Below are 25,771 nucleotides of genomic sequence, written 5' to 3' on the forward strand. Positions count from 1 at the left end.
GACTGTATTGGTGACTCCAAATTGGTGGCTCCAAATTGGCGGCTCCAAGACTCGCGCCCGGCTATATCGACACCGAAATGAACCACGCGTTCTGGTCGACGCTGAACTAACGACCGCTGTCGTCCCGGATAAGCGCGTTTTACTCAACTGTCGTCCCAGCGGGGAATGAGGCTGTGGCTCTCTCTCTCATAGCGGAGAATGACGCGGCAGCATCGCCTAACTCGCTCGCATCTCCGCACCTATCATATCCGCCGCCTTCTCCCCGATCATGATCGTCGGCGCATTGGTGTTGCCGCCGATCAGCGTCGGCATGATCGAGGCGTCGACGACGCGGAGCGCCTCGAGTCCGTGCACCTTCAACGCCGGATCGACCACGGCAAGCGCATCCGCGCCCATCTTGCAGGTGCCGACGGGATGATAGACGGTGTCGACGCGCTCGCGCAGAATGCTGCGGATGTCGTCGTCGCTGCGCACGTTGGCGGTGAACATGTCCCTGGTCTGCAGCGCGCGCAGCGCCGGCGTCTCCATCAGGCGGCGCGTGGTCTTGAAGCCCGCCACCATCGCATCGAGATCCTCATCCTCGCCCAAGAAATTCGGATCGATCAGCGGCGCCTGCATCGCATCATTGCTCGCGAGTGAAACGCTGCCGCGGCTTTTCGGGCGGAGCAGGCAGACATGGCAGGAGAAGCCGGTGCCGCCATGGCGCTTGCGGCCGTGGTCGTCGACCATGGCCATGCCGAAATGCAATTGAATGTCGGGAATGTCGAGATCGGGCCGCGTCTTCAGGAAGCCGCCGCATTCGGCGAAATTGGAGGTGAGGGGACCACGGCGCTCGCGCCTGTATTGCAGGATGGCGCGGATCAGCCGCGGCATGCCCTTGAGCGAGATGCCGGCGAAATAAGGACTGTCGGACATGTAGCCGAAGATGAAGTCGGGATGGTCCTGCAGGTTCTGGCCGACGCCCGGCAGATGATGCCGGCTTTCGATGCCATGCTGCTTCAGCGCGATGGCATCGCCGATGCCCGACAGCATCAAAAGCTGCGGCGACTGAAACGCACCGGCGGCCAGGATCACCTCACGCCGCGCGCGCAGCTGTTTCAACTCCTTGCCCTGCCGGTATTCGACACCAACCGCGCGCCTGCCTTCGAACAAAATGCGCGTGGCATGCGCCTGCATCACGACCTGCAAGTTCGCGCGCTTGCCCATGTGCGGATGGACATACGCCCGCGCCGCGCTCCAGCGCTCGCCGTTCTTCTGCGTCACCTGGTAGAGACCGAGCCCTTCATGATCGTCGGTGTTGAAATCCTCGCGGATGCGGAATTGCCCCTCCTGCGCCGCTTGCAGGAAGATCTGCTGCACCGGATTGCCGGAGCGCAATTTGTTGACGAACAGCGGCCCGCCCTTGCCGTGATACTCGCCGTCGAAATCGGCGTTGTTCTCCGCGCGCTTGAAATAGGGCAGCACGTCCGTATAGGCCCAGCCGCTGTTGCCGAGCGAAGCCCAGTGGTCGTAATCGGCGCGGTGGCCGCGGATATAGACCATGGCGTTGATCGCGGAGGAGCCGCCGAGGCCCTTGCCGCGCGGTTGATAGCCGATGCGGCCGTTCAGCCCCTTCTGCGGCACGGTGTTGAAGGCCCAGTTGTTGACGTTGCCGGCGACCATCAGCACCAGCGCGCCCGGCGTGGTCACGACCCAGTTGTCGCAAGGCCCGCCGGCGTCGAGCAGCGCGACCGACGTCGCCGCATCCTCCGACAGCCGCCCCGCGACAGTGCAGCCGCCCGAGCCCGCGCCCACGACGACGAAATCGAATGTGTCGGTCACTTGGTTTCCCCCTTTTCGTCATTCCGGGGCGATGCGGAGCATCGAACTATGGTGCGCAATTGCGCACCATAGTTCGCTTCGCGCCCCGGAACGACGAGCCCCTACGACATGAACCGCATCAACTTCTCCAGCCGCGCGATCTTGCCGCCATAGGGCGGATAGAGATCGGCGAGGCGGTTGAACTTGGAGCGATAGAACACCGGCTTCAGCTTGCTGAACGTCTTGAATCCCCATTCGCCGTGATAGGCGCCGGTGCCGGATGCGCCGACACCGCCCATCGGCTGATTGATTTGCGTGAAGTGAAACAGGCAGTCGTTGATGGTGACCCCGCCGGAGACGGTGCGCGCCAGCACCTCGTCGCGCGCGCTGCCATCCTTGCCGAACCAGTACAGCGCCAGCGGCCGGTCGCGGGCGTTGACGAAGGTGATCGCCTCCGCCGCATCGCGCGTGCCGAGCACCGGCAGCACCGGGCCAAAGATCTCCTCCTGCATCACCGCCATCGCCTCGGTCGCACCCACGATCAGCGTCGGCGGGAATTTGCGGTGCGCCTTCCAGTTCGGATCGTCCGCCTTCGCCGGTTGCAGGATGTTGGCGCCACGCTGCGCCGCATCCGCGACCAGGCCTTCGAGCCGGGCATAATGCCGCTCGGAGATGATGGAGGTGTAGTCCTTGTTCGAGGGATCGGTGCCGAACATGCGCCACATCTGCGCGCGCACCTTCTCGGCGAAGGCCTGCACTGAATTCTCCGGCACCAGCACGTAATCCGGCGCGATGCAGGTCTGCCCGGCATTGAGCAGCTTGCCGTAGGCGATGCGCTCGGCCGCCTCGTCGAGATCGGCCGAGGCGTCGATGATCGCGGGCGACTTGCCGCCGAGCTCGAGCGTGACAGGCGTCAGATTGCGCCCTGCGGCCTCGGCGACCAGCCGGCCGACCCGCGTCGAGCCGGTGAACACGAGGTGATCGAACGGCAGGCTCGCAAAGCCCGTGGCGATCTCGTCCTCGACGCCGGTGACCAGCACCTCCGCGGCGTCGAATCGCTGCGCGACCGTCTCCTTCAGCAGCGCCGCGAAGTGCGGGACCAGCTCGCTCGGCTTGATGATGACGCGGTTGCCCGCCGCGATGGCGCCGATCGCGGGCGCGAGCGTGAGCTGGAGCGGGTAATTCCAGGGCGCGATGATGCCGACGACGCCGAGCGGCTGCGGCATCAGCCGGTTGCGCGCGGGCAGGAATTGCAGCGCGGTGGCGACGCGCTGCGGCGTCATCCAGGTCTTGAGGTGCCTTGTGGCATGCCGGATCTCGGAGAGCACCAGCATGGTCTCGGCGATGGTGGTCTCGACCGCGCAGCGGTGGCCGAAGTCGGCCGAGATCGCCTGCCGGAAGCGCTCTTCGTTGTCGGCGACAACGCTGCGCAGCCGCGCCAGCCGGTCGAGCCGCTGGGCAAGATCAGGCGCCGGCTCGTCCCGCGATCGGGCGCGCATGGCGTGGAAGGCCTCTTCGAGGGCCCGCAGCGGGGCGCTCGTCAGGGATTTGTCCATGGCGTTCCTCCCTCGAACCGGCGTTTCAGCCTTAATCTTGTTGCCGCAAGCTGGCCCTTTGTGGAACTTCTGGCAAGAGCGCGCGGAACGGAGCGCAAATTCGTCCATCCCCCTGTCATAAAGTCGAAAAAAACGTTCCCGCAGCCCTTTCCAAAGGCACCCCGCCTTGATACATACGCCCCGCACCCGACGGGCTTTGCCCGGGGTTGCCTTCCAAGGAAGCCTTTGGGACGGAAGAGAAAAGCCACGCGAACAGCGCCGGCCTCAACCAACCGTCCCCGGCCTTTTGGCGAAGGCGCGCAAGTGTTTAACGCGGGGTGGAGCAGCCCGGTAGCTCGTCAGGCTCATAACCTGAAGGTCATAGGTTCAAATCCTATCCCCGCAACCAAATTCGGATTGACCGGATCCGACGCAGAATGGCCCGCTTCACGCGGGCCATTTTTGTTGTTGGATAGTCGTTGAGTTGCCTTGAACCCTCGGGACATTACTGTCGCGCCCATGCAGGTGAGCGACTGAAAACTGCCGATTAAGCTAGCTTGGCGAGCGGTGATCTCGTCGCCAGTCAATTGTGTGCACTGGACTGCACCGTCACCGCGATTTGCGTGTACCGACGCGGAGCCTGATCCGGCTCACCAGGGTGAGGAGCGCACTATATTGGCATTGGGCGAAGGCATGGGCACAGCGGTCGCGGGCCTTGTCGACCACGTCGACCGGAAGAGATCGACGGAATGCGACGAAGCACTTCCAGTACTCCGGATTGTGGCCATACGCCCAAAGACCATCGAGAAGCCTCGCGCAGTGGTCGGGGTCCCATACCGGCGACTTCCGATAGGCTGCCGCCTGACCGACGAGGTTATTTAGCTGGGAGAAGCCATCCATGGCCGAGAGAAGCACATGGCGGTCGCTCCCCGCGCCGATATCAAGCCTTACTCCAAAATCGCTCGCTGCCTGGTGTATGAGATGCAATTCTTGCCAACGGCCACGTGAATAAAGGAAATCGGCGGCCTTTTGGAGTCTTGGTATGTCGAGAGTGTGCGTCAGGACCGGATACAGGAATTTCCCGAGCGGTGGAAAGGCGGCTGGTATCCGTTTTCGCATGAGGAGATACAAGTACGTCTCGTGGGAAATTGCGAGCGATTCGTCGAAGACAATGCTGTCGCGCTCTAATGAAGTTATTTCGCGTCGAAACGCTGCGAAAGCCCGGGCGGCGCCACCAAGATATCCAGCCGTGTAGCACCGGCCAGCCTCGACGACGAACGTTTCCAGCCAATCGTCGGGCTGCTTTGTACGATCGAGGGCGTTGCGCCACCGAACGACTTCGGAGATAGAATCTCGATAGCACCCCGAACGTTCCAGCGAGTCCGATCGCAAACGGATGAAGCGCGGCTCGGATTGCGTACGAACATCTAGCGTGCCGAGGATGGCATCTGTGCCGATGCGACATGAAATTGCATTCAGGAGACTAGCGCGCCAATGCGCAAATTCCTCGGGGTGCTGGCGTTCCTTCTCAAATAGCCGCGAAACGATTTCGCCGCTGTCCTTGGTGGGGTGAAACGCATCACGCATGTCAAAGAATGCATCGAAGCCACCGAGTGCGGCGCGAACGCGCGGGAAACGATCGAGATTGCCGAAGACATGCTGCGCATTCTGGCTCTGCGATTTCAACTGTTGCCCGAGGTCCGTGCCCGGAAAGAGCCATGTGAGGCTCTTGTATTCGGAATTCAGCAAGATCGGACAAATATCAAAATCGCGACCGGAATAGCCAAGGAGAGCGACGTCGCGTCCTCGGACAAGGGCCGCAAGATATTCGCGTTTCCAGGTGGGCAGTGCGCCCTCGTCCTTCAATCGGTAAATGATTGAGGATGGGAGGCTTGCGCAGCCGTGAAGCTTAAAAAGACAAACGGCATTGGTGCTGGTTGGCGCCTTCGTGATGTGTTCTTGCTCGATGACGAGATCGAACGCCCTTAAGGACTGCTCCAGGCAGGTGTCGTAGTTGGTCGTGACGATTGCTGCAATTTTCTTCTTGTCGACGGCATCGGCAAGCGCCGCATGGAATTTGTTTGGTTTTCCACGGCGGAAGGTGTCGGCGAAAATCTCCCGCGCGTCGGCATCGAAGGGATAAGAATTGAAAAGCTGTTCGAATGGTGTGTCGCGTGCAAAGGTTCGAATGGTCTTGATCCGCTCATCCGTTATGTGAAATTTCGCGGGCAATGCATCAAGTTTCTCCAGGATTTTCTCAAGAACAGCGTCTCCGATGCGGAGGCCATTTGGCAGTCCCGTATCTTGGTCGGCGGACAACATGCTGCCGACGAAGACGACTGCGCCATCGAGATTGCTAAGCCTAAGCTCACATTGGCTCAAATCGCGATCCTTTAAGGATGGTCGTTGCGCTGCTCTCTTGCGTGCTACAAGAATGGAATGTATGTATGCGCTATTGCAATTATAAGTTTCACGCAGTGACTTTGGGGTGAAAGAATGAACGGGAAGGAAATCGTCAGAGCGACTGCTCAATCGATCGTAAAGGGCAACCAGGCCGGAAAACAGGTTGCGGCAAGGTATGCGGACAGGTCGGTCGCTGAACGTGCTGCGCGTGGTGCACTTGCGGGAGGCAAGGAGGGGGCCAAAATCGGCGGTGCGCTGCTTTTGAGAACGCTGCTTTCGATGTTTTTCCGAAGGTAAGCCCCGTTGCCTTGAAAGAGTAAATCGTCCGCCTCGCGCGGCCAGTTTTGCGTCGAAGCATTGCTCGGGGTCAAAACCCCTTAATCGCCTTCCCATCCGCATCCACCAGCGCCGATGGCGCCTCGCCGAACACCAGCCCCTCCGGCTGAAACTTGATCGTCTTGCCACCCTCGACGAACTCCGCAAAGTTCCTTGGCGTCGCCGCGTGCACGCCGTTGGCGAGAAAGTCGCCGGTTTCGTAGCAGGTGTCGGGCTTGCCGCCGGAGCCTTCGTGCAAGAACTTCTGGAAGTTCTGGCTCGTCACCTTGGCCTTCTTGCGCGCCGACCAGTTGGTGTAGCGGCGGTAGAGTTTTGGCGGGATCACCGGGCCCTTGTCGGTCGCGAGCACGGCGATGTCGCCGGCCTTGGGCTCGCGCAGGTCGAAGTCGAAGGGGCCGATCGTTTTGGCGAGATGCTTCCAGACCGGCAGCTTCCTGGTGCGCGCGGTCTTGGCCAGCGCGAGGAAAGCCCTGATCTCGTCCTCGTTCATCGAGGAGTAGAAGGTCGGATAGGCAACGCCCTGCGCGACCAGCCAGTGGTTGATGTCGACCTTGTGTCCGCCGACGGTCACCTCGATGTCGCCGACCAGCCGCCCATAGGTGTCGAACACCTCGTTCGGCGTATCGACATGGGTGAACACCCGGCAGGCCAATGTGGCTTCGCCGCTGCTGCTGAGGAAATCATGCAGCGCCTTGCTCGCAGTTGCGCCGAGGAATTGCCGGTAGGAATGGGTGACCTCGTGATAGGCCTGCTTCCTGGCATCGGTCAGCCCCTTCTTCTCGGCGGTCGAGAGCGGCGACGGCATATAGTGCAGCTCCGGTGCGTCGATGCCCTGGAGGCGAACGGTGAGCTTGCCGTTCTTGATTGGCGCCGTCGACGTGCGGCCCTTGACCTTGGCGCCCTCGAACACATGGGTCGGCTGGAACGGTGCGGTGTCGCTCTTGCGGAAGCGGATCGCGTCGGGCGCGATGGTCACCACCACCTTGGTCGTGTCGGCGTCCGACCGGCCCGCCGGCCAGAACTGTTTGACATCGATGGTGCCTTCGACCTCCAGCAATCCAATGGGCATCGACCGCTCCTGTCAAATGCGCGACGCTGTCCGGCGACTCGCGCGCATAGCTGGCGGTAGCGGATCATCTTCGTGCGACAGGCCCGTGACCGTATGTGAGACGGGTGAGACCACGTCACGGCGCTGACGAACAAAACGCCCGCGCGTCTGGAGCGCGCGGGCGACGATGATTTTCGTCTACAGAGTAGAATCTTTCCAATCAGGCTCGGTACGGACAGACCATCGTCAGATAGAGCAGCGTCGGCTTGTCCGAGCCCTTCTTGTATTCCCACTCCAACCGGATCTCGTGCCGATGGGCATAGGCGTCGCTCGCGGCGTGGGTGATGATGTTGGTTTTCATCGGGATCGGCGGTTCGGAGTTGAAGCACTTCCGGACGCAGGCATCGAGCAGGTCGCACCGTGTTAGAGGAATGACTCCCGGCTCGTCCCTGGACAGGGGCACCGTGTTCGGCTGGGTGCTGAGGTCGACGCGGGCCCGGCCCTTCTCCTTGTGCCAGTACTTGGCGCTGCCTTGCGGCCATCTCGACGGCGGGTTCAAGATCAGGTGGTACTGGCCGTATTCCAAAGTCGCCAGATCGATGTCGTCCGAGGCCTTGAGCTTGGCCACGCTCTTCTTCATGTTGGCCAGCGGATAGTAATTGCTGTTCATCAGGTCTTTAAACGGCTTACCTGTATAGACTAACATGCCCATTTGTTTTGCCCCTCAATGAGTGCTTGGCTTCCCCGGGAAATATGCAGCTTGGCAACGGCTTGAACACGAGCCTGGCGGTTCGTTTTTCGCAGCCTCTTTTTCGCGCAGCTTCTTACAAGCTACCACCTGGAACTGTGAATCGTCCAGATCGCCCACCGGTTGGGGGACGCTATGCCCAAGATGAATTGCATGCACCGTTGCTAAGCAGGTTTCCTTAAGCGATCTTATCGCCATCGTTCGCAGAGGCCGACCGACCACGCCGCTGCAAGGTCTTGAGAGCACGGAATGCTTTGCACGGTGTGTCAGTCGACGATCGACCCAGGCGACAGCCGCTGCCCCAGTTGCGGTGCGGGCGTGCGCCGCCCTGACCCCGACAGCGAACGCCGGTTTGTCACAATTCTTCGGGCCGATGTCATCGATTCCACCGGGCTCGTTGCGGAGCTTGATCCAGAAGAGGCGGTCTCGCGCCTGGAGCCGGCGTTGGCGGCCATGAGAGGGGCGGTTCGGCAGTTCGGGGGCATCGTCAGCAAGGAGCTGGGCGATGGGCTTGCTGCGGTGTTCGGTGCCCCCATTGCGGACGACAATCATGCGCCCATGGCCTGTCACGCAGCGATTGAACTCGTGCGGCGCGTCGCAAGCCTGGGTGACCCCGGACTTCAAGTGAGAGTCGGCCTCCACTCCGGGCATGTCGTGGCATACATGGTCGCCAGCGAGTTCTCCAAGGTCTACGAGATCGGTGGTGCCGCCCAGCATCTGGCCGCGCGGCTGGAAGCGGCGGCCGAGGCGAACCAGATCTACGCCTCGGAAGCCTGTCAGAAGCTCGCCGAGGGACATGTCCGATTCGAATCGCTGGGCGGCAAGTCGCTGCGCGGCTTCAGCCAGCCCGTGCCAGTCTACCGGATCGTAGGCGCGAGCGACCTGTCGAGCTGGCGGGTGCGACGGGCGCGCAGCGTCTCTCGGTTCGTCGATCGCACGACCGAGCGGGCTCTGCTGGAGCGTACCGCCGGCAACGCCGGGGCGACCCGGCAGACCGTTCTGCTGCTTGGCGATGCAGGTATCGGCAAATCGCGGCTCGCGCACGAGTTTGTCCAGGATCTGAAGGCCGACGGCTGGCGGTTGATCGATGCCGAGTCCAGCCCGAACCTCCAGGGTGCGCCCTTCAGCACGCTGAAACGGATTCTGCTGTCGGCATTGGATGCGGCAGCGAAGGACCCGGGCAGCCCGCGGGATCCTCGGCGAGACCTGTCCGTGATCCAGCAAGCCGCGCTCGACGCGGTGCTCGATCTGCCGATATCGAATCCGCACTGGGACGAGCTGGAGCCTCATGCACGGGGACGAGCGATCTCCGATGCAAGCTGTGCGATCGTCAGAAGCCTGGCCGATCGCCAGCGGATGGTGGTTCTGCTCGAGGATCTGCACTGGATCGATCGGGCCAGCGACGTCGTCGTAGCCGCCATCGCGTCGCTACAGGTGGCCGGTCTTCTCGTGCTCTTTACCTCGCGACCCAATGGTATGCCGGTTTGGATTGCGCGCTGCCAAGCAGAGATCGTCGCAATGCGGCCCCTCGACGACGATTCGGGGCTGGCCATGCTGGCCGACATGCTTGGCTCATCCGAGACGAACGCTGATTTGAAGAGCCGGATCATTTCTCATACCGCCAACGTTCCTCTGTTCATCGAAGAGGTTTGCCGTGGACTGAGGGATAGCGGCACGCTGCGCGGCCAATGGGGCGATCTTGCGCTCGTGCGTCCGATTGACGAACTTGGCATCCCCACCAGCATCCAGGGCGTCATTGCCGCGCGTCTCGATCGGGTGTCAAAGCAAGAACGATCTGTTCTGCAGATCGCCGCCACTTTGGGACCGAGATCGAACGAAGCCTTGCTGCGGAAGATCGCAGCCCTATCTGAGGATGTCCTGCAGGGGTGCCTCGTAGCGCTTGATCGCGCCGAGTTGCTTGTCAGGATCGATAGCGAGCTGGAGAATTCGTTGGAATTCCGGCATGAGATGGTCCGGCAGGTCACCTACGATTCGATGGTCGAAAAGGTGCGCGAAGACATCCATGCGCGCGTTCTTTCCGCGCTGGAGGGCAGTGAAGGCGGTGCCGACGATCCCGACAAGCTCTGCTATCACGCCACGCGGGCCAAGGATTGGGACAAGTCGTTCAGCTACGCCAGGGCTTCGGCGAGAAGATGTCTGGCGCGGTCGGCATTCACCGACGCGGCTGACTATTTCGAGACCGCGATGAGATCGCTGGACATGACACCGGCCAGTCCAGCGAGGGAAGCGAGCGCCGTGGATGTTCGCATCGAGGCGCGTGCGGCGTTCATCGCGTCCGGCCAGATTGCCGAATGGCTGAACCTCGGCAAGGAGGCTGGGCGGCGTGCCGATGCGATCAACGACATCGGGCGGAAGGTCGCTGCCATGACGGTCATGGCGGCTGCACAGAATTTCTACGGGACACCGGTCGAGGCGGTCACCGTCGGTGAGGAAGTGGTGCGCCTTGCGCAGGAGTGGGGCAATCCGGGTTGGCTCAATGCTGCGCAATACGGCCTCGGCCAGGTGTATTTTCTTGCCGGACGCTATCGGGACGCCGATCGGTTTTTCGCGCGGGCCTGCGCGCAACTGTCGGGGCCGGAGGCCAGTGCTCCCTTCGGCTCCACGCCGAAATACGCGCTGTTGCTCTGCTGCATGATGAACTGCATCACCCACACCGTCATGGGTGAGCTCGACGCCGCCGAGCAGCTCCAACAACAGGCCGCGGCGATCGCCGAGGAGACCGGCCGTCCCTACGACCGCGTCGCCGCCGCCTATAGCGGCGGCTGGCTGGAGCTCGGCCGGGGCGATCCGGCGGCGGCCGCCGCCATTCTCGAAGACAGTTTTGTCCTGGCGCAGAAGCACGGCATCCGGCTGTTCGTGCCGGTGCTGGCCTGCCATCTCGGCATCGCCTATCTCGAGCAGGGGCTGTTCGACCGGGCGCGCGGCATGCTGACCGAGGCGCGCGAGGAGGCGAGGGCGGTCGGCTATACCTCGGCGGTGCTGCGCAGCTCGATCTACCTGGCGCTCGCCACCCACCGCCTCGGCGATGTCAGGGCCGCGCAGAATATGCTGCGCGAGGCGCGCAACACCGCCCGCCAGCAGGGGTTCTCAGGCCTCGAGGCCGAGGCCCTGTTCGGCGAGGCCGTCGTGACCCCGCCATCGGATGCGGCGACCAAGGCCGCCATCCTTGTCGCTCTGCGCGCTGCCATCGCAATCGCCTCCGAAAGCGGCGCGCTGCCGCTGAAGCAGAAGGCCGAGGCGATGCTGAACGACATGCTCGCCCGGGACGATCGGCTCAGCTGAGCCTGCTCCCGCTCAGGCTGGCGAGAGCGCCGGCGCGGGCACGATCTTGCCCGACGCGTCGAATAAATCCCGTAGCTAAAACAACGGGATCGCTACTGTGCATGGGGTTGTTTTCGCCCTTTTTGAAGCGGAGCCCTCGCGCGTCACGCCAGGAACGCGCGAAACCGCCGCAGCGCGATCACGAAGAAGACGCTGCCGATCACGGCGAGCGCGGCAAGCTGCGGCCACACTGCCTCCAGGCCCGCGCCACGGAACAGGATCGCCTGCGCGAGCATCACGAAATGCGTGTTGGGTGCCGCCAGCATGATGTCCTGGACGAATTGCGGCATGCTTTCCCGCGGCGTCATGCTGCCCGACAGGGTTTGCAGCGGCAGCAGGATCATGATCAAGAGCAGCCCGAACTGCGGCATCGAGCCGGCGACGGTGGCGAGAAAGATGCCCATGCTGGTGGTGGCGAACAGCTGCAGCGCCGCGCCGACCAGGAACAGCGCCAGCGAGCCGTCGATCGTCACCGCCAGCCATCCCTTGACGACGAAGGCGATCGACAGCGCCGAGGCGATCAGCACCACGGCTCCCATCGACCAGACCTTGCTCACCATGATCTCCAAGGGCGTGACCGGCATCACCAGGAGGTGCTCGATCGTGCCGTGCTCGCGCTCGCGGATCAGCGCCGCGCCGGTCAGGATGATCGAGAGCATGGTGATCGAGGTGATGATCTCGTCGATGGCGCCGAACCACGACTTCTTCAGCTCCGGGTTGAACCTTGCCCGCAGCGCCAGCTCGATCGGCGCCGTCTGCGCATTGCGCGTGCGCGCCAGGAACTCCGCGATCTCAGCGCTGACGATCTGCTCGACATAGCCGCCGCCGTTGAACGCCTGCGAGATGCGCGTCGCATCGATGTTGAGCTGGATCGTGGGCGATTTGCGCGCCAGCAGGTCGCGCTGGAAATCCGGCGGGATGTCGAGCGCGAAGGTGTCGAGGCCGGCATCCATCCTGCGGTCCATCTCGTATTGCGAGATCAGGCGCGGCGTCGAGAAATAGGGCGCGGTGAACGCCATCCCGATCCGGGTCGAGACCGGCGAATGGTCTTCGTCGACGATGGCGATCGCGGCGCGGTTCAGGGTTTCCGGCAGCGCTTTGGCGCCCGCATAAACCGCCAGCGTGAACGAATAGACGATGAGCACGAGCAGCATGGGATCACGCACCAGGCCGCGCAATTCCTTGATGCCGAGCTGAAACACGTTGTCGAAGCGCATGGTCAGCGGGCCTGTTTCTTCAGCAGCATCGCGCCGGCGATCACCAGGATGGGGACCATGATGGCGAGCACGAGGAGATCGTTGTGCAGGGTGTCGAGCGCCAGAGCCTTGGAGAACGTGCCGCGCGAGATCGTGACGAAATAGGTGGTGGGATAGATCCGCCCGATCAGGGCCCCAAGTCCCTGCAGCGACGACACCGGATCGATCAGCCCGGAATACTGGATGGCCGGGATCAGCGTGATCAGGACGGTGCCGAACAGCGCCGCGATCTGGCTGTTCATGAAGGCCGAGATCACCAGCCCCATGCCGGTCGTGGCGGTGACGTAGAGCAGCGCGGCCAGCGCGTAGGTCGGAAAGCTGCCGGTGAAAGGCACGCGGAAGACGGCGAGGGCAAAGCCGACGAGGAGGAGGAAGTTTCCGAATGCCAGCACGACATAGGGCAGTTGCGTGCCGAGCAGGAACTCCAGCCGCGTCACCGGCGTGACGTAGAAATTGACGATCGATCCGAGCTCCTTCTCGCGCACCACCGCCAGCGCGGCGAGCACTGCCGGAATCATGATCAGCAGCAGCGGGATGATGCCGGGCGCCATGGCGACCACGCTGATGACATCAGGATTGTAGCGGTAGCGCAGCTGGAGCTGGTAGGCGCCGGCGATCGCCGCCTCGCCATAGAGCTCGCGGCCTTTCGGCACGAGCCAGGTCGCGTGGATAGCCTGGGCGTAGGAGCGCAGCGTCTCCGCCCGCGTCGGGGTGGCGCCGTCGACCCAGGCGCCGATCTCGACATGGCGGCCGCGGCTGACGTCGCGGCCGAAGCCGGGCGGCAGCTCGATGGCGAGGCCGATCTCGCCGGCGCGCATGCGGCGGTCGAGATCGGCATAGTCGGTGATCGGGGGTCTCTCGGTGAAATAGCGCGAGCCCGCGATCTGAAGGCTGTAATCGCGGCTGATGGCGCTGTCGTCGCGGTCGAGCACAGCGAAGGTCAGGTTCTCGACGTCCATGCTGATGCCGTAGCCGAGCACGAACAGCAGCAGCACGCTGCCGAGGATCGCGAGCGTGGCGCGGATCGGATCGCGCCGCAGCTCGAGCGTCTCGCGTCGGGAATAGGCGAGCATGCGCGTCGGATTGAACGCGGCGCCGCGCCGACGGGCCGGCGTTGAGTTTGCGGATGCGGGCGGCGGCGCGGCAACCGCCGGCTGGCCGGCCGGCTCCGCCGTGTCCGCGATCGCCTCTTCCAGGCAGGCGATAAAGGCCTGCTCCAGCGTGGCGGTGCCGCGCGCGGCCACGATCGAGGCGGGCGTGTCCGACGTCAGCACCTTGCCGGCATGCATCAGCGAGACCCGGTCGCAGCGCTCGGCCTCGTTCATGAAATGGGTCGAGACGAAGATGGTGACGTTGTCCTTGCGGGAGAGCTCGGCCAGGATCTGCCAGAAGCGGTCGCGGGCGACCGGATCGACGCCGGAGGTCGGCTCGTCGAGGATGAGGATGTCGGGCGCATGGATCATGGCGACCGCCAGCGACAGCCGCTGCCGCAGCCCGAGCGGCAAGGCATCGGGCAGGGCGTCGACGACATCAGCAAGATCGAACCGGGCGATCATCTCGTCGATGCGCGCGGCGATGGTATCCGCCGGCAGCTCGAACAGGCGCGCATGCAGATCGAGATTTTGCGCGACCGTGAGCTCCGAATAGAGGGAGAAGCCCTGCGACATGTAACCGATGCGCCGCCGCACCGACATGTCGCCGGCATCGATGGGCTTGCCGAACAGCCGGGCGGTGCCCTCGCTCACTGGCAAGAGGCCGGTCAGCATCTTCATGGTCGTGGTCTTGCCGCAACCGTTCGAGCCGAGAAAGCCGAAGATCTCGCCCTTCCTGATGCGGAAGCTGACGTCGTCGACGGCAACGAAGCCGTTGAACCGCCGGGTCAGGTGGTCGGCTTCGATCGCGATCTCGTCATGGTCTTCGCTGCGCGGCGGGATGACGACATTGGTGTGGTTGCCGCGTTCCGCGTCGGGCAAGAGGCGGATGAAGGCGTCATCGAGCGTGTCGGCGCCGGTCTGCTGCTTGAGTTCGGCGGGCGTTCCGGTCGCCAGCACGCGGCCGGCATTCATCGCGATCAGGACATCAAACTGCGCCGCTTCTTCCATGTAGGCGGTCGAGACGATGACGCTCATGCCGGGCCGGCTGGCGCGGATCGAGGCGATCAATTCCCAGAACTGGCGCCGCGACAGCGGATCGACGCCGGTGGTCGGCTCGTCCAGGATCAAGAGCTCGGGATCGTGGATCAGCGCGCAGCACAGGCCGACCTTCTGCTTCATGCCGCCGGAGAGTTTCGCCGCCGGCCGGTCGGCGAAGGGCGTGAGCCCGGTGTCGCGCAGCAGGTCGGCGATCCGCCTGCTCCGCTCCGCCTTGTCGTGTCCGAACAGGCGACCGAAGAAATCGATGTTCTCGAACACCGACAATGTCGGATACAGATTCTTGCCGAGGCCCTGCGGCATGTAGGCGATGTCGGGACACACGTTGCGGCGATGGCGCGAACTCGCCATGTCGCCGCCGAGCACGTGGATGCGCCCCTGCTGGATCGCGCGCGCGCCCGCGATCAGGGCGAGCAGGCTCGATTTGCCGACGCCGTCCGGGCCGATCATCCCGACCATGCAGCCGGACGGCAGGTCGAGCGTGATGGCCTCGAGCGCCCGGGTCTTGCCGTAGCTCAGGCCTACGCCTTCCAGATGCACCACGCTGCCGGCGGCAGCCGGTGCTTCGGCTGCGGCTTTCGTGCTCATCTCGTCAGCTTGATCTTGAGGTTGTCGGGCCATTGCGAGGCCGGATCGAGCTGCACATAGGCCATGCCGGGCAGGCCTGTCTTCACCTGCTCGATGTGCTGGCGCAGCAGGTCGGGCGCGATATGCGCCTTGATGCGGAACATCAGCTTCTGGCGTTCTTCCTCGGTCTCGACAGTCTTGGGCGTGAATTGCGCGACGTCGGCGACGAAGGTGGCCTTGGCGGGGATCACGTACTGCGGGATGGCGTCGAGCACCAGACGGACCTCGGCGCCGATCGCGACGCGGCCGGCATCGGCCGTCGGCAGGAAGAACGTCATGTAGACGTCGCCGAGATCGACCATGTTGAGGACGCGGCCACCGGCGGCGAGCACCTCGCCGGGCTGCGATACGCGATACTGCACGCGGCCGTCGCGCGGCGCCTTCAGCACGCTGTCGTTGAGGTCGGCATTGATGCTTTCGATTGCGGCCTTAGCCGCGTCGACCGCCGCGCCAGCATCGATCACCAGGGCGCGGGCGGAGCTGATCGCGGCTTCCGATGCCGCGACCTGGGCCTGGGAGGCGGCGAGCGCCGCCTTCGCCGTGGCGTTGGCGGAGCGATCGTCGTCCAGGACCTGCTGCGACACCGCACTCGTCCTGATCAGTTGCTCGGACCGATCGAGCTTGCGGCTCGTGGTGTCGAGCTGGGCGATGCGCTGGTCGACCACGGCTTCGGCTGCCTTGCGTTCGGCCTCGCGCTGGTTCACCAGGCTCTTCGCGGTCTCGACATTGATCGTTGCGCGCTGGAGCTGCGCGTCGGCCTGGCGGCGCTGGGCCTGCAGCTGCTCGGTGTCCATGCGTGCCAGAACCTGGCCCGCGCTGACGAAATCGCCTTCGTTGACCAGGATCTCGCGGATCCGTCCCGGCGTCTTGGTGGCGATGTCGATCTCGACTGCCTCGATGCGGCCGTTGCCGCGGGCGAAACCCGGTGGCAGCGCGTTGGTATCGCGGTGCTGCCAATAGTAATATCCGCCGCCCGCGAGCAGGATGGCGAGCGCGGCGACGACGCGACCCGGTGTAAAGTTCATCTGTTCATAACGCCGTGCGGCGGCGCCCACTGTTGAGACACTCAACATTGCCGCGAATTTTGCATCGCAACTTGATGCAGATCAGACGGCGCCGCGAGGCATCATGCCTCTATTTTGGGCCTGCGCGTCTCATCACCGCTCGTCCGCCCTGATTGATCGAGCGGACGAGCAAGACTTGCTGATCGGATGACTGTCGGCCCGATCCGGGCCGTCTCACTTCACCAGCGGACAGCCGCCGTCCTTCAGCGGCCGGAACGCCTGGTCGGCAGGGACCTCGGCGAGCAGCTTGTAGTAATCCCACGGCCCCTTCGATTCCTCCGGCTTCTTCACCTGGAACAGGTACATGCTGTGCACCATGCGGCCATCCTCGCGCAGGACGCCGTTGTCGGTGAAGGCGTCGCGCACCGGCAGCTCGCGCATCTTGGCCATCACCGTCTTGGTGTCCTTCGTGCCGGCGGCCTGCACCGCCTTGAGATAGTGCAGCGTCGCGCTGTAGGTGGCGGCCTGGTTCATCGTCGGCATACGCTTGACGCGCTCGATGAAGCGTTTGCCGAAGGCGCGGGTCTTATCGTTGAGGTCCCAGTAATAGGCCTCGGTGATGATCAGGCCTTGTGCCAGCTTTAGGCCCAAGCTGTGCACGTCGGAGATGAACATCACGATCGCAGCCAGGTTCTGGCCGCCGGCGACGATGCCGAACTCGCCGGCCTGCTTGATCGCGTTGATGGTGTCGCCGCCGCCATTGGCGAGACCGATGATCTTGGCCTTGGAAGCCTGGGCCTGAAGCAGGAACGAGGAGAAATCCGCCGTGTTGAGGGGATGCTTGACGCTGCCCAGCACCTTGCCGCCGGAGGCCTTCACGACGTCGCCGGTGTCGCGCTCGACCGAATGGCCGAACAGATAGTCGGCGGTCAGGAAGAACCAGGTGTCGCCGCCGTTCTTGACGATGGCGCTGCCGACGGTGTGCGCGTTGGCGTAGGTGTCGTAGGTCCAGTGTGCGGTGTAGGGCGAGCAGGACTTTCCGGTGATGTCGGAGCTCGCCGCATCCGTCACGATCATGATCTTCTCGTACTGCTTCGACAGCTCCATCACCGCCAGCGCGGTCGCCGAGGTCGGCAGGTCGATGATCATGTCGACCCCTTCGGTCTCCCACCATTTGCGGGCGATGGTGGAGGCGACGTCGGGCTTGTTGAGCACGTCGGCGCTGACCATGTCGATCGGCTTGCCGAACATCTGACCGCCGAAATCCTCGATCGCCATTTTGGTGGCCTCGACATTCCCGCTGCCGCCAATGTCGGAATAGACGGAAGAGAAGTCGGAGAGCACCCCGATCTTGAGAGGTGCCTGCTGGGCCGAGGTGGGGGTGATCAGGGCAGCCGACAGCAAGCCGGCGGCAGACACGAGTGCCGCGATAGGTCTCATGGATACGTTTCCTCTTATGCGGGACTATTCTGTCCCTTTGTCCGACAAAGCTAGAGCCGGGTTTCGGCAGAGTCAATTTGTTGCACGTACCGCTGGAATGACGCAGTTTGACGCATTCCGCGGGTAGGCATATGGTTTGTCCGACAATCGCCAATGAGGTCTGGTTTGCCCGTCGCGCCGCTGTTTCGCCCGATCGATGTCGCGCCCGCCTATCAGAAGGTCGCCGACGCCATCGAGCGCGAGATCGTCAATGGTCGCATCAAGCCGGGCGATCCCATCGGCACCGAACATGATTTGGTCCGCCAGTTCGGCGTCAACCGCTCGACCATTCGCGAAGGCATCCGCGTGCTGGAGGAGGGCGGGCTGATCCGGCGCGATTCCTCGCGTCGCCTGCACGCCTGCCTGCCGCGCTACAGCAAGCTCGCAAGCCGTCTCAGCCGCGCGCTGGTCCTGCACGAGGTCACCTTCCGCGAGCTCTACGAGGCCTCGATGACGCTGGAGGTCGCCAGCATCGAAGGCGCGGTGGAGCGAGCGACGGAAGACAACATCGCCGAGCTCGACGACAATCTCGCGCGCAGCGAGGCCGTTGTGGGCGATCCCGCGATGCTCGCCGAATGCGACGCCGAATTCCATGTGCTGGTTGCGAAGGCCTCGCAGAACCGCGTGCTCCAGCTCGCACGCGAGCCGGCCGCGCAATTGTTCTATCCGACCACCGAGGTGATCGTGACCGGTGTCGCCGAAGGCGGCCCGCGTCTCGTCGCGGCGCACCGCCATCTCATCGACGCGATCCGCCGCCGCGACCGCGAGGCCGGCGTGCTGTGGACGCGCCGGCACTTGCAGGACTGGCGACGCGGCTTCGAGAAGATCGCTTCGCTCGATCGCTCGGTCGAGCACATGTACATGGAGCACGCGCAAGCGGCCCGGCGCAGATAGCGCAAGATTCTAGAAACAAAATCCTACAAACAAAGACACCAGACGGAGGAACACATGACCGGCGACACCGCAGCCACCATCTCGAAAGCGCGCGAGCATTCCATCGGCGATCTCCTGCGCCGCTCGGCGGGCCGCGAGCCGAACAAGCTCGCGGTGAGCTGCGGCGATGTGAGCTGGAGCTTTGCCGAGATGGACGCAATCTGCAACCGGCTCGGCCGCGGCCTGCTCGGTCTCGGCGTCAGAAAGGGCGACCGCCTCGCGGTGCTCTCGCGCAATTCGCACGCCTTCGCCGCGCTACGCTTCGCCGTGGCGCGGATCGGTGCTGTGCTGGTGCCGATCAATTTCATGCTCAATCCGGACGAGATCAATTTCATCCTGAAGAGTTCCGGCGCAAAGCTGCTCGCGACTGGACCTGATTTCGTCGAGCCTGCACGCGCGGCGAGCGCGAAGGACTGCGCGGTCGAGAAGATGATCTGGCTGCCGGGCGAGGATCCCGCCACGGCCCCGGCCGGCCTCACCACCTTCGATGATCTTCTTCATCTCGACGGCTCGTTCCTGGAGGCGTCCGTCGACAGCCGCGATCTCGCCCAGATCGTCTACACCAGCGGCACGGAATCCCTGCCCAAGGGCGCGATGCTGACCCATGAAGCCGTGATGTGGCAGTATGTCAGCTGCATCATCGACGGCGGCATGAGCGTGGAGGACAAGTTCCTGCACGCACTGCCGCTGTATCACTGCGCCCAGCTCGACGTGTTCCTGGGACCGCAGGTTTATCTCGGCGCCTCCGGCGTGATCACGGGCAAGCCGACCGCCGACAATATTTTGGCGCTGATCCAGGCGCACAAGATCACCTCGTTCTTCGCGCCGCCGACGATCTGGATCGCGATGCTGCGCTCGCCGAACTTCGACAAGACCGATCTGTCGACCTTGCAGAAGGGCTATTACGGCGCCTCGATCATGCCGGTGGAGGTGCTGCTCGAGCTCCAGCGTCGCCTGCCCAACGTCAGGTTCTGGAATTTCTACGGCCAGACCGAGATCGCACCGCTCGCCACCGTGCTGCGTCCCGAGGACCAGCTGCGCAAGGCAGGCTCCGCCGGCAAGCCCGTGCTCAATGTCGAGACGCGCGTGGTCAACACGGCGATGGAGGACGTCAAGGTCGGCGAAGTCGGCGAGATCGTGCACCGCTCGCCGCATCTGCTCTCCGGCTATTACAACGATCCCGTCAAGACCGCGGCGGCGTTCTCCGGCGGCTGGTTTCACTCCGGCGATCTCGCCACCGTCGACGAGGAAGGCCACATCACCGTGGTCGATCGCGTCAAGGACATGATCAAGACCGGCGGCGAGAACGTCGCGAGCCGGGAGGTCGAGGAGATGGTCTATCGCATTCCAGGGGTCTCCGAGGTCGCCGTGGTCGGCCTGCCCGATCCGCGCTGGATCGAGGCGGTGACTGCCATTGTCGTGGTCAAGTCCGGGGAAAAGCTCGACGAAGACACCGTCATCAAGCATTGCGCCGGCCATATGGCCCATTTCAAGGTGCCCAAGCGCGTGATCTTCGTGGATGCCTTGCCGAAGAATCCGAGCGGCAAGCTGCTCAAGCGCGAGCTGCGTCAGCGCTTCGTTGGCGGCGAGACGCTCGACAAGGCGATCCAGAAGAATTTTGGAACGTAGGGGCGGGTGCCGCCGTCGCTGAGTTTGCTAGCCGGCGCCGCCGGCGAGCTTCCTCATGTCATCGGGTGTCTGTCCGAAGCGGCGGCGAAATACGCGATGGAAGTAGGATACATCGTGGAATCCCGCGAGATGCGCGATCTCGATGATCTTGCGGCTGCGCATGGCAGGATTTCGCAGCAGTCGCTCGGCGCGCAGTAATCGTTGCTCCAGCACGAAGCCGCTATAGGTGATGCCGGCCCGCTCGAACAGCAATTGGATGCTGCGTGGGCTGATCCGGTGCGAGGCTGCAAGGTCGGACAACGACAATGCGGGGCTGTCCAGCTGCGCCAGGATGTCGGACTTGAGGGCGTCGAAACGCGCTGCCGCGAGGCCGCGCAATCGAGCCTCTTCGGCGGCATCGCCGCGTGCGCCGAGCATCAGGACGGCGAGGTCGAACAGGTGCTGCGAGACCGCGTCGAGCTCCGCCGGCGCGAGCTTGTCCGCGTGCGAATGCGCGAGGTCATAATATTGCAGGAACATCGATGTGATCGGCTTGACGCCGTCAATCGGTCGCGCAATCAGGTCCTCGGCATTCGGGCAGGCGCGCAGCAGTGCCTTGCGGGGCAACAGTGCGGTCTGGAAATTGCCGTAGGCCATCTGTGTGACTCGGGCACCTCTGATCGACGGATCTCCGATCGTGAGGTCGCCGGCGGCGATGTTCAGCGCGCGCCTGCCCATGGTCCCGCTCAGGGCCGAATTCGGTGACATGACAACCACCAATTCGTCGTTGGCGCCCATGGACACGAAGCTCATCGGCGTACCGTGGGAGGCGGACAGCCTTACGCGCGGAAGGATGGCGGGCCTGATGGTCCGGTGCACTGGGCCGTCTCCGATCGGAACGAAATCGGTCCCCATCACCTGCCGGCAGAACTGCTCGCGCCAGCCCTCATAGGACGGCCCCGTCGGATCGCCGCTGAATGAGAGCTGAGGCTGGGTCATGCAGTGGTATCTTGGTCGGTGCGCCGAGCTGCGGCAACGAGGAAAGCGTGGGATTGCGCGAAAAGCCACACGCAACTGCGCGCGTCGCCAGCGACCAGGTGCCGCAGCTCGGCATTCCGCGCCGGTGAGCCTCAATACTTCTTCACCGCCGCCCGGAAGGCGAGCCACAGCGCGATGGACGCGAGGCCAAAACCGCCGAGCAGCAGGAAGGTCGGTCCGTAGCCGATCCATTGCGCGATCCAGCCGCCGAGTGCGGGACTGAGGCTCGCGCCGACGCCCTGCACCGTGATCACGGCGCCCTGGCCGAGATTGATGCGGCCTGTGCCGTCGAGCGAGCGCGCGACCATGCCGGGGACGGCGACAGTTTGCAGCCCGGTGCCGATGCCGTCGAGCACCTGCATCGGCACGACGCCCCACCATCCCGTGACGAAGAAGGCGAGCACGCCGCGGACGGGTAGGAACATGAAAGACACCAGGATCACCGGCCAGTAGTTGCGCTTGCTCGCGGCCTTCATCGCGATCAGAGAGGTCACGATCATCACACCTTGTGCGATCACCACGGTGGTCGCGACGAAGCTCGGACCATTGGCCTGTACCTCGGCGACCGCCGCAAGCCCATAGAGCGGCACGATGGCGGCGTTGCCGAGATGGAACAGGGCGAGCGCGAGTGCAAGCACGAGCAGCGGCTTGTGCTTGAGCAGCATCGTCATCGCATCCGGCGGAGCCTTGGAGTCGTCCTCCTTGCTGCCGCGCGAAGCACGGTCATCGATCGCCTTGGCCGGAATCATCAGGACGCAGGCGATGGCGATGGCGCCGAACACGGCCGCCAGCGCGAACACGGCGACATAGCCGAACTCGTAGCCGAGATAGCCCGACAATGCGGCGCCGACCATGTTGCCGGCGTGGTTGAAGGCCTGGTTGCGGCCATTGAGCGCATTGAAGCCCTTCTGCTTGGCGATGCCGAGCGTGATGCCCGTGACCGCCGGTACGATCGCGGCGCTCGCCAGCGATTGCGCGACTTGCGAGAACGTCACCGCCCAGAAGTCCTGCGAGATCAGGATGACCGCGGACGCGAGAACGACGCAGATGCCGGGAATGACGACCCAGAGCCGCTTGTTGCGGCTGGCGTCGATGAAGCCGCCGATCGGTGTGGTGATCAGCATGCCCGCGACGTTGCCGATGGTCATGGCGGTGCCGATCAGCCCGCTGGCCCAGCCGCGCTCCTGAAGAAATACCCCGACGAACGGCCCAATGCCCGACTGCATGTCGGCCATGAAGAAGTTGAGCGCGAACAAAGGCCGGATACGGGACGAGGAGGGGGACCGCGATGCCATCGATACTCGGATACGCTCTTCGTGTGTCGTGATCCCTTTGGCCAATCGGTCTGGCGTGGGCCTGAACGTAACGGGTGCTCCGCGCGTTGGTTCCAGGCTCCGCTGCCGGTCACCGATCTTGCCGGGAGCTTGTCCGCAATGTCATCCTGCGATCTTCCCATGGAGCACGAGTCATGCCTCTCTGGACCTGCGAAACCTGCGGCGCTCAATTTCCCTCACGCGGAGCACCGCCCGACTCCTGCCCGATTTGCGAGGACGAGCGACAATTCGTGAACTGGAAAGGGCAGACCTTCCTCACGCGTGAGGAACTCGCGCGGAGGCATCGACTGGTGGGACGCGACGATCTTGGCCTCACCGGGATCGGGATGGAGCCGAGCTTTGCCATCGGCCAGCGCGCACTGCTGGTGCCTCAAGACGACGGCTGCGTGATGTGGGATTGCATTCCGCTCGCGACCGACGAGGCCATCCAATATGTCACAGCACTCGGCGGGCTCAAGGCCATCGCGATCTCGCACCCGCATTACTATGGCGCAGTCGCCGACTGGAGCGACACGTTCGGTGGCGTGCCGGTCTATCTGCACGCCGACGATCGTGCCTTCGTCACACGGCCGCATCCGGCGATCGTGCACTGGACCGGCGATCAGCATCGCATCTCCGACGACGTGCTGCTGCTGCGCACCGGCGGCCACTTCGCCGGCGCCACCGTGCTGCATCATGCGCGTGGTGCGGACGGCAGGGGCGCGCTGCTCACCGGGGACATCGCCCAGGTGACGATGGATCGGCGCTTCGTCAGCTTCATGTATTCCTATCCGAACTACATGCCGCTCAACGCCGCCGCAGTGCGGCGGATCGCTGATGCCGTCGAGCCGCTCACCTTCGATCGGATCTATGGCGCCTGGTGGGGCCGCAACATCGCGAGCGGCGCCAAGGCCGCTTTCGCGGCATCGGTGGCGCGATATATCGCGGCCATCGCCTGAGACCCGGCGCTCGATCGGATTTATCTTGCCGGCCCGCAATAAATGTACTATAAGTACAGTTATTGCGTGTGACGCAATGGCGTGTCTGCGGCTGGCATGATCGATGCATCGCCGTTTCCGCGTCGCGTCGTGGGGGCCGCGAGCGGGAGTGGGACGCACAATGGCTGAGCGCGACTATGAGATCTTCGAGGCCGGCGACGTCGTGCTCCAATCCGGCGTCGTCTTTCCGAAGCTGAAGCTCGCCTACAAGACCTACGGCACGCTGAGCCCGGCCAGAGACAACGTCATCCTCTATCCGACCTCGTTCAGCGCGCAGCACTTCGACACCGAGTGGCTGATCGGGCCTGACGGCGTGCTCGATCCCTCGCGCTATTTCATCGTCATCCCGAATCTGTTCGGTAACGGCCTGTCGTCCTCGCCGTCGAACTCCGCCGCGCCGTTCCCCGAACTCAGCTATCACGACGCGATCGCCGTTCAGCATCGCCTTCTCGCCGAGCGCTTCGGCATCACAAGGCTCGCGCTGGTTTATGGCTGGTCGATGGGCGGCATGCAGGCCTATCACTGGGCGGCGCTGCATCCCGACATGGTCGCGCGCGCCGCGGTCGTCTGCGGCAGCGCCCGTTGCGCGCCCTATAATCACGTCTTCCTCGAAAGCGTGAAGGCCGCGCTCACGGCCGATCCCGCTTTCCGGGACGGCCGTTTCGTCGAAAGGCCCGTCGCCGGCTATCGCGCCATGGGACGCGTCTATGCCGGCTGGGCGATGTCGCACGGCTTCTATCGCGACGAGCTCTGGCGCGAGGCCGGCTTCACCTCGCTCGAGGACTATCTCGCGCGCGCCTGGGATGCGACTTTCGCGCGGCGCGATGCCAACGATCTTCTGGCGCAGATCGGCATCTGGCAGCGCGGCGACATCAGCCGGTGCTCGGCCTTCGGCGGCGATCCCGATCGCGCGCTCGCCGCGATCAAGGCGCGTATGCTGCTGATGCCGGGCGCGACCGATCGCTATTTCGACGTCCGCGACAACGAGGACGAACTCGGCAAGCTGGTCAATGCAAAGTCAGCCGTGCTGCATCCGATCCCGTCGCTGCACGGCCATCGCGCCGGCAATCCCGTCAACAATCCCCGCGACCAGGCCTTCATCAAGGCCGAGATCGCCGGGCTCCTCCGCAAGTAAGACAGGCACCCGATCATGACTGACGCAACCGTTTCTGAGTCCGGCCATCGCCTGAAGCCGCTGAGCCCGGCGATGCTGCGCGAACTGTCGGCCCGCTCCAATTTCCAGGGCGCGGCGCGCAGCCTTTGCCATTACGGCGTGGTCATTCTAGTCGGGTCCTTGATCTGGAAAGTCAGCTCGAGCTATGGCGTCCTTTGGGCGCTGCCGCTGATCGTGGTACAGGGCTATTTCGTCGCCTTCCTGTTCATGGCGGTGCACGAGACCGCGCACAAGACCGCGTTCAAGAGCCGCGGCCTCAACCTCGCGGTCGGCTATCTCTCGGCCTTCATCATCGGGCAGCCTTACGAATATTACTGCTTGTTCCACTGGGACCATCATCGCTACACCCAGGATCCGGAGAAGGACCCAGAGCTGATCGTCGGTGTGAAGCCGAAATCCGACACCCAGATCGTGATCGCCTATAGCGGCTTGCTCCAGGTTGCGGGCCGCCTCCGGCTGATGCTCGGCCATGCCGTCACCGGCAAGGTCACGGTGCCCTGGATCCCCGAGAACAAGCGCGCCATTATCGTGACCGAAGCGCGCGTCTATGCCGCCCTCTATGTTATGCTGCTCGCGCTCTCACTGTGGTTCTCCTCCGCGCTGCTGCTCATGGTCTGGGTCGTTCCGCTGGTCATCGGGCAATTCTTCCTGCGGCCCTATCTCTTGGCCGAGCACACCGGTTGCGACCGTACCCGCAGCGCCTTTCAGAACACCCGCACCACCTATACCGGTGCCGTCGTCAAATGGTTCGCGTGGAACATGCCCTACCACGTCGAGCATCACGCTTATCCCTCGATTCCCTTTCACGCGCTGCCGAAGCTGAACGCGATCGTCGACGGCGAGATCGTCCATCGCGGGCGCGGCTATATCAGGACGACGCGCGAGACCTGGGCCTGGTTTCGCCGGCAGCGGCAGGCTGGTTCTTCAACGCAAAACTCCGGCCGCGATGCGACCGGAGCTTTGTCGTGAGGGCGAGATA

At 63.8% G+C, this 25,771-nt stretch carries 17 protein-coding genes and 1 tRNA gene; 7 read left to right on the plus strand and 11 right to left on the minus strand.

Annotation, left to right across the window (positions count from 1 at the left end; genetic code table 11):
• Positions 1-216: 216 nt before the first annotated feature.
• A complete protein-coding gene (locus tag CVM73_RS12580) occupies positions 217-1,821 on the minus strand; it encodes a GMC family oxidoreductase (protein WP_100232297.1) in 1,605 nt (534 codons plus the stop codon).
• Positions 1,822-1,922: 101 nt separating this feature from the next.
• Entirely contained in the window at positions 1,923-3,356 is a 1,434-nt protein-coding gene (locus tag CVM73_RS12585; protein ID WP_100232298.1) for a coniferyl aldehyde dehydrogenase, read from the minus strand.
• Between the two features lie 311 nt (positions 3,357-3,667).
• Here CVM73_RS12585 and CVM73_RS12590 point away from each other — a divergent pair.
• Positions 3,668-3,744 (plus strand) — tRNA-Met (locus CVM73_RS12590).
• A 200-nt stretch (positions 3,745-3,944) separates the two neighbouring features.
• On the opposite strand, the gene CVM73_RS12595 is transcribed toward CVM73_RS12590, so the two are convergent.
• From CVM73_RS12595 to CVM73_RS12605, 3 genes are all read right to left on the minus strand, one after another.
• Positions 3,945-5,717, minus strand: coding sequence for an SIR2 family protein (locus CVM73_RS12595; protein WP_158237569.1), 1,773 nt, complete (start codon positions 5,715-5,717; stop codon positions 3,945-3,947).
• Between the two features lie 388 nt (positions 5,718-6,105).
• The gene (locus CVM73_RS12600) at positions 6,106-7,143 is read right to left on the minus strand and encodes a thermonuclease family protein (protein WP_100232300.1); all 1,038 of its coding nucleotides are present in this window, start codon (positions 7,141-7,143) and stop codon (positions 6,106-6,108) included.
• A 199-nt stretch (positions 7,144-7,342) separates the two neighbouring features.
• Positions 7,343-7,834, minus strand: a complete 492-nt coding sequence (locus tag CVM73_RS12605) for a hypothetical protein (protein WP_100232301.1) — start codon at positions 7,832-7,834, stop codon at positions 7,343-7,345.
• Positions 7,835-8,119: 285 nt separating this feature from the next.
• On the opposite strand from CVM73_RS12605, the gene CVM73_RS12610 reads away from it, so the two are divergent.
• Entirely contained in the window at positions 8,120-11,173 is a 3,054-nt protein-coding gene (locus tag CVM73_RS12610) for an ATP-binding protein (protein ID WP_100232302.1), read from the plus strand.
• A gap of 143 nt (positions 11,174-11,316) precedes the next feature.
• On the opposite strand, the gene CVM73_RS12615 is transcribed toward CVM73_RS12610, so the two are convergent.
• The 4 genes from CVM73_RS12615 to CVM73_RS12630 form a co-directional block, all read right to left on the minus strand.
• Positions 11,317-12,429, minus strand: coding sequence for an ABC transporter permease (locus CVM73_RS12615; RefSeq protein ID WP_100232303.1), 1,113 nt, complete (start codon positions 12,427-12,429; stop codon positions 11,317-11,319).
• Between the two features lie 2 nt (positions 12,430-12,431).
• Complete coding sequence (gene rbbA, locus CVM73_RS12620; protein ID WP_167406805.1) at positions 12,432-15,206, minus strand: ribosome-associated ATPase/putative transporter RbbA; 2,775 nt, start codon at positions 15,204-15,206, stop codon at positions 12,432-12,434.
• Positions 15,203-16,270, minus strand: coding sequence for an HlyD family secretion protein (locus tag CVM73_RS12625; protein ID WP_100232372.1), 1,068 nt, complete (start codon positions 16,268-16,270; stop codon positions 15,203-15,205). The genes rbbA and CVM73_RS12625 overlap by 4 nt, the downstream gene beginning before the upstream one ends.
• A gap of 213 nt (positions 16,271-16,483) precedes the next feature.
• Complete coding sequence (locus CVM73_RS12630; protein WP_100232305.1) at positions 16,484-17,689, minus strand: ABC transporter substrate-binding protein; 1,206 nt, start codon at positions 17,687-17,689, stop codon at positions 16,484-16,486.
• A gap of 153 nt (positions 17,690-17,842) precedes the next feature.
• On the opposite strand from CVM73_RS12630, the gene CVM73_RS12635 reads away from it, so the two are divergent.
• Together CVM73_RS12635 and CVM73_RS12640 are read left to right on the plus strand one after the other, a co-directional pair.
• Entirely contained in the window at positions 17,843-18,622 is a 780-nt protein-coding gene (locus tag CVM73_RS12635; protein WP_100232306.1) for a FadR/GntR family transcriptional regulator, read from the plus strand.
• A 54-nt stretch (positions 18,623-18,676) separates the two neighbouring features.
• Positions 18,677-20,290, plus strand: a complete 1,614-nt coding sequence (locus CVM73_RS12640; RefSeq protein ID WP_100232307.1) for an acyl-CoA synthetase — start codon at positions 18,677-18,679, stop codon at positions 20,288-20,290.
• Positions 20,291-20,317: 27 nt separating this feature from the next.
• Here CVM73_RS12640 and CVM73_RS12645 read toward each other — a convergent pair whose 3' ends face one another.
• Positions 20,318-21,268, minus strand: a complete 951-nt coding sequence (locus tag CVM73_RS12645) for an AraC family transcriptional regulator (RefSeq protein WP_100232308.1) — start codon at positions 21,266-21,268, stop codon at positions 20,318-20,320.
• 131 nt (positions 21,269-21,399) lie between these two features.
• Complete coding sequence (locus tag CVM73_RS12650; RefSeq protein ID WP_100232309.1) at positions 21,400-22,602, minus strand: MFS transporter; 1,203 nt, start codon at positions 22,600-22,602, stop codon at positions 21,400-21,402.
• Positions 22,603-22,775: 173 nt separating this feature from the next.
• On the opposite strand from CVM73_RS12650, the gene CVM73_RS12655 reads away from it, so the two are divergent.
• The 3 genes from CVM73_RS12655 (at position 22,776) to CVM73_RS12665 (ending at position 25,761) form a co-directional block, all read left to right on the plus strand.
• Positions 22,776-23,579, plus strand: a complete 804-nt coding sequence (locus CVM73_RS12655) for an MBL fold metallo-hydrolase (RefSeq protein WP_100232310.1) — start codon at positions 22,776-22,778, stop codon at positions 23,577-23,579.
• Positions 23,580-23,739: 160 nt separating this feature from the next.
• On the plus strand, positions 23,740-24,753 hold the full coding sequence (locus CVM73_RS12660; RefSeq protein WP_100232311.1) for an alpha/beta fold hydrolase: 1,014 nt from the start codon (positions 23,740-23,742) through the stop codon (positions 24,751-24,753).
• 15 nt (positions 24,754-24,768) lie between these two features.
• Positions 24,769-25,761, plus strand: coding sequence for a fatty acid desaturase (locus CVM73_RS12665; RefSeq protein ID WP_100232312.1), 993 nt, complete (start codon positions 24,769-24,771; stop codon positions 25,759-25,761).
• Positions 25,762-25,771 lie beyond the last annotated feature (10 nt).

Source organism: Bradyrhizobium forestalis (genome assembly GCF_002795245.1).
GTDB lineage: Bacteria > Pseudomonadota > Alphaproteobacteria > Rhizobiales > Xanthobacteraceae > Bradyrhizobium > Bradyrhizobium forestalis.

Coding starts and splice junctions, on each gene's coding strand:
- CVM73_RS12630 (WP_100232305.1), bottom strand. CDS start 17,689: ATGAGACCTATCGCGGCACTCGTGTCTGCCGCCGGCTTGCTGTCGGCT.
- CVM73_RS12655 (WP_100232310.1), top strand. CDS start 22,776: ATGCCTCTCTGGACCTGCGAAACCTGCGGCGCTCAATTTCCCTCACGC.
- CVM73_RS12610 (WP_100232302.1), top strand. CDS start 8,120: ATGCTTTGCACGGTGTGTCAGTCGACGATCGACCCAGGCGACAGCCGC.
- CVM73_RS12645 (WP_100232308.1), bottom strand. CDS start 21,268: ATGACCCAGCCTCAGCTCTCATTCAGCGGCGATCCGACGGGGCCGTCC.
- CVM73_RS12585 (WP_100232298.1), bottom strand. CDS start 3,356: ATGGACAAATCCCTGACGAGCGCCCCGCTGCGGGCCCTCGAAGAGGCC.
- CVM73_RS12635 (WP_100232306.1), top strand. CDS start 17,843: ATGAGGTCTGGTTTGCCCGTCGCGCCGCTGTTTCGCCCGATCGATGTC.
- CVM73_RS12640 (WP_100232307.1), top strand. CDS start 18,677: ATGACCGGCGACACCGCAGCCACCATCTCGAAAGCGCGCGAGCATTCC.
- CVM73_RS12665 (WP_100232312.1), top strand. CDS start 24,769: ATGACTGACGCAACCGTTTCTGAGTCCGGCCATCGCCTGAAGCCGCTG.
- CVM73_RS12650 (WP_100232309.1), bottom strand. CDS start 22,602: ATGGCATCGCGGTCCCCCTCCTCGTCCCGTATCCGGCCTTTGTTCGCG.
- CVM73_RS12660 (WP_100232311.1), top strand. CDS start 23,740: ATGGCTGAGCGCGACTATGAGATCTTCGAGGCCGGCGACGTCGTGCTC.
- CVM73_RS12605 (WP_100232301.1), bottom strand. CDS start 7,834: ATGGGCATGTTAGTCTATACAGGTAAGCCGTTTAAAGACCTGATGAAC.
- rbbA (WP_167406805.1), bottom strand. CDS start 15,206: ATGAGCACGAAAGCCGCAGCCGAAGCACCGGCTGCCGCCGGCAGCGTG.
- CVM73_RS12625 (WP_100232372.1), bottom strand. CDS start 16,270: ATGAACTTTACACCGGGTCGCGTCGTCGCCGCGCTCGCCATCCTGCTC.
- CVM73_RS12615 (WP_100232303.1), bottom strand. CDS start 12,429: ATGCGCTTCGACAACGTGTTTCAGCTCGGCATCAAGGAATTGCGCGGC.
- CVM73_RS12600 (WP_100232300.1), bottom strand. CDS start 7,143: ATGCCCATTGGATTGCTGGAGGTCGAAGGCACCATCGATGTCAAACAG.